This window comes from Rhizobium sp. P2_G2 (genome assembly GCF_056403555.1).
On sequence record NZ_JBFUFF010000177.1, the window covers coordinates 1 to 7,773 of the forward strand.

Genomic DNA, 7,773 nt, shown 5'->3' on the forward strand with positions numbered 1-7,773 from the left:
AAACGGTTCAAGTCGCAGCGCCATTTGCAGCGCTTCGTCTCAATCCATGATCCGATCGCCAATCTGTTTTACATCCCCCGCCACGACATCTCATCCAGCCATCATCGTGAACTGCGTTCAGAGGCGATGAACCTCTGGGCGAGAATCGCGCGGATGTGAACCGTCGTGACGCAAGCGGGCTACGACTGTCGCGCGATCATTAAGTTTACAGTGCCATTTCGCTCGATCGTAGCGCAGCCCTGGTGCGGGAAATCCGCTGCCGAGAAGGAGTGGCTGGCCCGCCAAATCCTGGGGTTTTACCGAACCGGTGTGACGACCCCGTCGATCTTTGGTCGATCACCCATCGCCGGGGCGTGTCCCGCTTTTCGTCCGATGCGCGTTGAATTGATGGCAGCCGCGGTCTTTTTGGCGCGGCGCCTGGTCAGGCCGAGACTGTGTTCCCTGGCTGCTCGACCAGCTGGGCCATGGGAGCGGTGATGCGGGACCGCCTGCTGGCGCACGTCGCTACTTGACCTCAAGGTCTGGGTGAATTCAGCAAACATATGGAAATACTCACATTTTATAAAGCCCGTAATTACCCTCTGTATTTTGCGAGCGACCTTGCCCATCGCTCCAATTCCAAAAGCTAGTGATCTTAATCTCTTTCTCAGAACTGGCGTAGATTGCATGGCGAATGGGATAGTGCCCCGTCTTGGTATTTCTGTAATACAGGTCACATTCCTGTGTCGCTGAATATTCTCTCGGGGATTCACTTGGCTAATCGACAAGGTGCTACATCTAGCTCCCTCGCGATCCCTAACTACCAGCGTCTTTGCTACCAGGGCGCCCCCTTCAAAACTGACAAATTTTGGTCAGCGTTTTCTGGTGCATTCCCTCGCAGGGAAAAATTGGAGGTCGCTGAAAGGCCGCATTTTTCGCACGCCCAAAAGGCGTTTATTTCAAGGGGCGCGACGAGGCGGGCCTGCTGCTGATTTGCCGCGAGGTAGCGATCAGCCATGCAACCAAAATGCGCTTCTTCGAAATTAATGCGGCTGCCTATTCCGCCTCGGGATAGCGCCTTCGATATACCTCCCGGTGCTCCCCAACACCAAAGCGACGTATCGCCACTGCCTCGGCCTTCAGCATCAACGCCGTCCGTGCCATTGCGCCCTCTCCCTTGATGTAAAGGTGGGCCATTCTGGCAACGTGCCAAGCGTCAAGCACCTGCTCGTCCGTCATTTCGTTCGGGGTCATAGTTCGCGAAGCCTCGCGCGTCCAGCATTGTCATAGGAAAGCCTTCCGGCCTGCCTCAGGATCGTCTCGGCGGCGCTGGCCCGCGACGCTCCCCAACCGAGATGGAATGCAATGCCTCCATAGCCGCATGGGCCCGATCCGCGAGAGAGCCTGTGCGTACTCCTCCGCGTCCTCGGGGCCGGCAAGCCAAACGGCTCCCCGGAGCTTGGGTGTTCGCCACGAGGACCACTCGTCCTCGGTTCGGACGAACCGCCGTTTTCAAGCGCCCTGAGCGCTGATCTCATGGCGCGCTCCACAATCTGCTGCGTCGCCTGGCCAGCGGCCAGCGCGGCCGTCTCGACCCTCTTGCAACGACGCCGTCTCCGGAGACGACATCAACCCGCTGGTCCAGAGCATTCAACGCGCGAAGGATTTCGTCATAGGAGACGGCATGTCTGGTGCCGGGATAGTAGCGCAGCGCTGGAATGGACTCGACGGCGTGCAAGTCAGACGCCCACGAGGCAAGGATGGCTCGCTTCTCGTCTTTATCGAGATGGGTGGCGGAGAGCACGTCCCGGGGATGATCGAAATACGCCGCCGGGTTGAGCAGTTGCGAAACGGTGATGGCGGCCGTCGCTTCGTTGGTGAAAGTTGTGTTTTCAGGTTCCTTTCTCATTTCTTCGCTCCACGGCTAATCAGTCTATGGATCGGGACGGCCGCGCGGAACCACACCGCACGGCCACTTTCCACGCCTCTGGGCGCGTGTGTTTTGCTCGGTTCACTATGCGGGCTTCACGTCTCCGCTGCGCAAGGGCCGATCTCCGGCCAACTTTTGGACGGACCGAAGAAGCCAGCCCGACTTGGTGGCAGCGGACGTGGTCGAGCCGCGACGCCGCTTCACTTCCACGATGAACGATTTGGGTTGCTTGCGCATGTGCTCGCCTCACGCAGCCTGCCTGTCGCCTTCGATCTGAAGCGGCTCGTTCTTGGGCGAACCGTTGCCGATCTCGATGCGGCGGGGCTTGGCCTGTTCAGGGATTTCGCGCTTGAGCGTGATCTTGAGCAGACCGTTTGCGAGCGAGGCCCCTTCGACGCGGACATGATCCGCCAGCTCGAAACGCCGCTCGAACGACTGGGCGCTGATGCCGCGGTGCAGGTATTCGCCATCCTTCTTCTGCGCCGCTCCGCCCTTCACCACCAGAACGTTGCGTTCCTGGGTGATGTCAAGGTCGCCCATCGCAAAGCCCGCGACGGCAATCTCGATCGAATAGGCATCCTCGCCCTTGCGTATGATGTTGTAGGGCGGCCATGCCTCGGTGCTCTGGAGCCGCTGGGCATTGTTGAGCAAATTGAAGACCCGGTCGAAGCCGACGCTTGAACGGTAGAGTGGCGCGAAGTCGAATTCAGTTCTCATAGCCATATCCTCGTAAGCAACATGGAAGGGACATTGTCCCGGTGATGTCGGCCCCTTAATAGGCGACCGACGGTTTACCAGCGGCACGCCGCTTTGGCGTGCCGCCGATCTCATGTCAGAAGTCCATATCCGCGCCGGCGGGTACGGCCGGAACCTTGTCCTTCTTGGGCTTTTCGGCGATCATTGCCTCGGTTGTCACCAGCAACCCCGCCACCGACGCAGCGTCCTGGAGCGCCGTGCGCACGACCTTTGCCGGATCGATCACGCCTTGTGCGTAGAGATCGCCGAACTCGTTGGTCTGGGCGTTCCAGCCCCACGAGAACGCGGACTGCTCGCGCAGCTTGCCGACGATGACCGAGCCTTCGGCACCGGCGTTCTCGGCGATCTGGCGAACCGGTGCTTCGATCGCGCGGCGAACTATGTCGACACCGACGCGCTGGTCTGGATTAGCGGTTGCGAGATTCTCCAACGCCTTAACGGCGCGGAGCAAGGCGACACCGCCGCCCGGAAGGACGCCTTCCTCAACCGCTGCTCGCGTCGCGTGCAGTGCGTCGTCGACGCGGTCCTTCTTCTCCTTGACCTCTACTTCGGTGGAGCCGCCGACGCGGATGACAGCGACGCCGCCGGCGAGCTTGGCAAGGCGCTCCTGCAGCTTCTCCCGGTCGTAGTCCGACGTTGTGTCCTCGATCTGGGCGCGGATTTGGGTCGTGCGACCTTCGATCTCCGCCTTCGAGCCAGCGCCATCGATGACGGTTGTATTGTCCTTGTCGATCGCCACCTTCTTGGCGCGGCCGAGCATCTGCAGCGTCACGTTCTCGAGCTTAATGCCGAGGTCTTCCGAGATCACCGTGCCGCCCGTCAGGATGGCGATGTCCTCGAGCATTGCCTTGCGGCGGTCGCCGAAGCCCGGAGCCTTGACGGCTGCGACCTTGAGCCCGCCGCGCAGCTTGTTGACCACCAGCGTCGCAAGCGCTTCGCCTTCCACGTCTTCCGCGATGATGACGAGCGGCTTGCCCGATTGCACCACCGCCTCCAACACCGGCAGCATGGCCTGGAGATTGGAGAGCTTCTTCTCGTGGAGCAGGATATACGGGTCTTCGAGTTCGACCCTCATCTTGTCCTGGTTCGTCACGAAGTACGGGCTGAGGTACCCACGGTCGAACTGCATGCCTTCGACGACTTCGAGTTCGGTTTCGGCGGTCTTGGCTTCCTCGACGGTGATCACCCCCTCATTGCCGACCTTCTCCATCGCTTCCGCAAGGTAGCGGCCGATCTCGGCATCGCCATTGGCCGAGATAGTTCCGACCTGTGCGATCTCCTCGTTCTTGGAAATCTTGCGGGCGTTGGCCTTGAGTTCCTTGACGACGGCGTCGACGGCGATGTCGATGCCACGCTTGAGGTCCATCGGGTTCATGCCCGACGCGACGGCCTTTGCACCTTCCTTGACGATGGCCTGGGCAAGAACCGTTGCGGTCGTGGTTCCATCACCGGCGAGATCATTGGTCTTCGAGGCGACCTCGCGCAGCATCTGCGCGCCCATGTTCTCGAACTTGTCTTCGAGTTCGATCTCCTTGGCGACCGAAACGCCGTCCTTGGTAATGCGCGGCGCGCCAAACGACTTGTCGATCACGACATTGCGGCCCTTGGGACCGAGAGTCACCTTCACCGCATTTGCAAGGATGTCGACGCCGCGCAGCATCTTCTCGCGGGCTTCCGTGTTGAATTTGACTTCTTTCGCAGCCATGGTTCACTCCTTCATAGGCAGTTGGTTATGACTGAAACAGGCCTTAAGCGGCCTTCTTCTGCTCGATCTGGGCTTCGATGACGCCCATTATGTCGGATTCCTTCATGATCAGCAGGTCCTCGCCGTCGACCTTGATCTCGGTGCCTGACCATTTTCCGAACAGAACGCGGTCTCCCGCCTTGAGGTCGAGCGCCACGACCTGCCCCTGCTCGTCGCGAGCACCGGGACCGACGGCGACGACTTCACCTTCCTGCGGCTTTTCCTTGGCTGTATCGGGAATGATGATGCCACCCTTGGTCTTCTCCTCGGACTCGATGCGGCGGATGACGACGCGATCATGCAGCGGTCGGAACTTCATGTTTTCCTCCTGGACAAACAAGTTGAACTCCCCTCCGTCGGACTGGATGACCATTCCGGAACGGGGTGCCGAACTCCCCTGAGCGTCCGGCGACGAAAAATCTGGTTTTGCATTTTTTGGATTTCAAGAGCCGCCGAGAAAAAATTAGCACTCTTGCGCCATTGCTGCTAACGGGCTGATGAGGAACAATAATCTCTGCCCGTCGTTGGTTTTCTGTTGACGGAGTTCGCCCTTGGCGGCAAATTTTTCTGGTCATCGAAATGGAGACCAAGGCATGCAGACTAAGTCCGATTTTGAACTTCAGCTCGAAGGCTACGGCATCACCACCGCCCACATCCTCTACCGCATGCCCGATTTCGAGTCCGTGCTGCAGACTTACGTCTGGCAGCAGTACGACCTCGCCCCCGAATTTCCAGAAATGCGCAGGTTCCTCGAGTTCTGGGAAGACAAGCTGGACGGTCCGCTGCATTCCGTCAGGTACACGCACAAAAGACTGGTCGGTCCGCACGAATGGCGGCAGGTTTCGGGGGAGTTGAAGTTGCATTAGCAAGCGTTCGCCCGCGAAGTAGCACTTTTGAGGACTGCCACACCAACGCGATACTGGATACGCTTGAGCTGGGAATGGCCTGGAAAAGCGATCGCCTATAAACCTTGTCGCAGGTACGCTAACGCACGAACATTCGAGCATTTACAGTTCTCTCACGCTAGTCCTCGAAAATGCGTTGTCAGAATGGCGATAGCGGATGGCGATTGGATGTGAAGGCTGCATGAACGGAACAAAAGCGGGCAATAAGGGGTTATTGGCTCGAAAATCAACCGGTCGCCTGTCTCGGGTGCGGTCTGAAGCAGAATGTAAACCGGAGCCCGCCTCTTTTCGTTTGCGATTGGACCGCCCGCGCAATAGAAAGAGCCAATGCCGCTAAATCTTAGCATGGCTCAGTTTAAATGCGCGGACGCGATAAACGGAGCAAAATGACCGATTTCAATCCTGCGGCGTCTGAAGCCGGCAAGGCGTCCAATCCATCCTTTACCTCCCCCTTTCCCGACATTGACTCGAACACTGTTCTGACCGCCGTGCTGGCAACCAGCAATGACTGTATCACGATTCTGGATCTCCAGGGTCGCCTGCTGTTCATGAGCGAAAGCGGGCAGAGGGCGATGGAAGTCTCGGACTTCAACATCATACGCTACAGCCCTTGGTCGCACTTCTGGCAGGGCGAGGGTCACGCAGTAGCAAAGCAAGCGGTTGAAAGCGCACGCAAAGGCAAAAGCGCCCGGTTCTCGGCTTTTGCCGACACGATGGCGGGTAATCCAAGGTTCTGGGACGTAGAAGTTATCCCACTTGGTGGGGAGCTGGGCAAGCCGAGCCACCTGATGTCGATCTCACGCGACGTTACTGACCTAAAATCTGCTGACATCGAGATCGAACGGCTGCTCGAGGACGCTCGACAGAATGAGGCACGCTTTCGTACTCTGGCTGATTCCATGCCTCAGGTCGTCTGGTCGACGCTTCCTGATGGCTATCATGATTACTATAATGCCAGGTGGTACGAGTTTACCGGCAGGCCAGTGGGTAGCACGGATGGTGAAGGCTGGAATGGGCTGTTCCATCCGGACGACCAAGCACGGGCCTGGGAGGTATGGCGAGCCTCTCTTGCGACCGGCGCGCCTTACGAGATCGAGTATCGTCTTCGCCACCATTCCGGCGAATACCGCTGGGTTCTAGGCCGCGCATTGGCTATGCGTAACCTGGAAGGCGAAATTGTTCGCTGGTACGGCACGTGTACTGATATCCACGAAGCCAAAGAGCTGTCGGAGAGTTTAGCGCTTCTGAGCCATGAACTTAGCCACCGGATCAAAAACATATTTGCCATTATCAACGGCCTGATTGGGCTATCCGCGCGGCGGTTTCCCGAAAGCCGGCAGTTTGCCACCGATATTCAACACCGGCTGGCCGCGCTGGGCCGCGCCCACGACTTTGCTCGCCCTCACAGCGAAGACTCCAAGCCAGTTACCGGCGATACGACTCTGACAGATCTAATGCGAGAAATCCTGAAACCCTATCCGGCGCTGGATGAACACCGGATACAGATAACCGGGGATGAAATCAAAATCGACGACCGCTCGGCGACACCCTTGCATTGATCTTTCACGAACTCGCCACGAATGCCTCAAAATATGGGGCGCTCAGTGCGCCCGACGGACAGATTGCCATTTTTGCGACTGTGGCTGGGGAGGAATGCCAGATCGAGTGGATCGAGCGCGGCGGACCTCCAATTATCGGAGAGCCCAGCCGCCAGGGCTTCGGAACGAAATTAGCGACCATCAGCTCGGAGAGCCACTTGGGCGGGAGCATCGAGCGGAAATGGATGCCTGAGGGCCTGCATATGACGCTGCGATGCTCGGTCTCGAGCTTGCGACGCCCTTAGCCAGTTGCGCGTCGCGCAAATACTTTCATCGGCGCCGGGGCTTGCCCGGATTTGGTCACCAAATTCAGCGCAGCCTCGCCATCCTCGGCAGTGTACGGTTTCGGCAGGACGCCGATAGTCCCGGGCACACCGTCACCGAGCGACTTCGGATTAACGGTGACGTAAAGCACGTTCAAGCCGAAGTCCTGCGAAAGTCGCGCTCCGAGCGCAATGCCCGTGGGGCCGTCACGCAGATTGATGTCAACCAACGCGATCTCTGGGGCTTTCTCGACCAGCCTCAACGCAGTCCCAGAATCAGCTGCAATGCCCACGCCCTGGTGACCCATGTCATCGAGCGTTGCCTCAAGCTCCATGGCTACGAGAGACTCATCTTCAACAATCAGGATTCGATGCGACATAAAATACCCGTTACACGTTGAGCGCTAGTAACGTGTAGGTGGAACCGATGGTTCCAAGGGCATCGTCAACTTAACGGAATTTGGAATTCGATGTGCGATCATGGGCCATGACAAATCGTGATCCGCTGTACCGCCGCCATCGCTTTCCCGCTGAGATCATCGCGCATGCTGTGTGGCTCTATTTCCGCTTTCCTCTCAGTTTGCGGATGGTCGAGGAC

Annotated in this window: 7 protein-coding genes and 2 pseudogenes; 4 read left to right on the forward strand and 5 right to left on the reverse strand. The window is 58.5% G+C overall.

The window, feature by feature from the left end; genetic code table 11:
- Positions 1 to 159 (forward strand): annotated as a pseudogene (locus AC1D06_RS40815) (IS6 family transposase); the annotation flags it as partial.
- Between the two features lie 1,354 nt (positions 160 to 1,513).
- Here AC1D06_RS40815 and AC1D06_RS40820 read toward each other — a convergent pair.
- The 4 genes from AC1D06_RS40820 to groES form a co-directional block, all read right to left on the reverse strand.
- The gene (locus AC1D06_RS40820) at positions 1,514 to 1,888 is read right to left on the reverse strand and encodes a hypothetical protein (protein WP_477884357.1); all 375 of its coding nucleotides are present in this window, start codon (positions 1,886 to 1,888) and stop codon (positions 1,514 to 1,516) included.
- A gap of 267 nt (positions 1,889 to 2,155) precedes the next feature.
- Positions 2,156 to 2,626, reverse strand: a complete 471-nt coding sequence (locus AC1D06_RS40825) for an Hsp20 family protein (protein ID WP_477884355.1) — start codon at positions 2,624 to 2,626, stop codon at positions 2,156 to 2,158.
- A gap of 115 nt (positions 2,627 to 2,741) precedes the next feature.
- Positions 2,742 to 4,370: a chaperonin GroEL gene (gene groL / locus AC1D06_RS40830; protein WP_477884353.1), complete on the reverse strand. Its 1,629-nt coding sequence runs from the start codon at positions 4,368 to 4,370 to the stop codon at positions 2,742 to 2,744.
- A 43-nt stretch (positions 4,371 to 4,413) separates the two neighbouring features.
- The gene (groES, locus tag AC1D06_RS40835) at positions 4,414 to 4,728 is read right to left on the reverse strand and encodes a co-chaperone GroES (RefSeq protein ID WP_477884351.1); all 315 of its coding nucleotides are present in this window, start codon (positions 4,726 to 4,728) and stop codon (positions 4,414 to 4,416) included.
- 274 nt (positions 4,729 to 5,002) lie between these two features.
- Between groES and AC1D06_RS40840 the strand changes: the two genes are divergently transcribed.
- Together AC1D06_RS40840 and AC1D06_RS40845 are read left to right on the forward strand one after the other, a co-directional pair.
- Positions 5,003 to 5,275 (forward strand): usg protein, encoded by a 273-nt coding sequence (locus tag AC1D06_RS40840; protein ID WP_477991152.1) that lies wholly within the window; start codon positions 5,003 to 5,005, stop codon positions 5,273 to 5,275.
- A gap of 425 nt (positions 5,276 to 5,700) precedes the next feature.
- Entirely contained in the window at positions 5,701 to 6,873 is a 1,173-nt protein-coding gene (locus AC1D06_RS40845; RefSeq protein ID WP_477991153.1) for a PAS domain-containing protein, read from the forward strand.
- Positions 6,874 to 7,153: 280 nt separating this feature from the next.
- Here the strand turns inward: AC1D06_RS40845 and AC1D06_RS40850 are convergent, their stop codons facing one another.
- A complete protein-coding gene (locus AC1D06_RS40850; RefSeq protein ID WP_477884346.1) occupies positions 7,154 to 7,555 on the reverse strand; it encodes a response regulator in 402 nt (133 codons plus the stop codon).
- Between the two features lie 107 nt (positions 7,556 to 7,662).
- Here AC1D06_RS40850 and AC1D06_RS40855 point away from each other — a divergent pair.
- Positions 7,663 to 7,773 (forward strand): annotated as a pseudogene (locus AC1D06_RS40855) (IS6 family transposase); the annotation flags it as partial.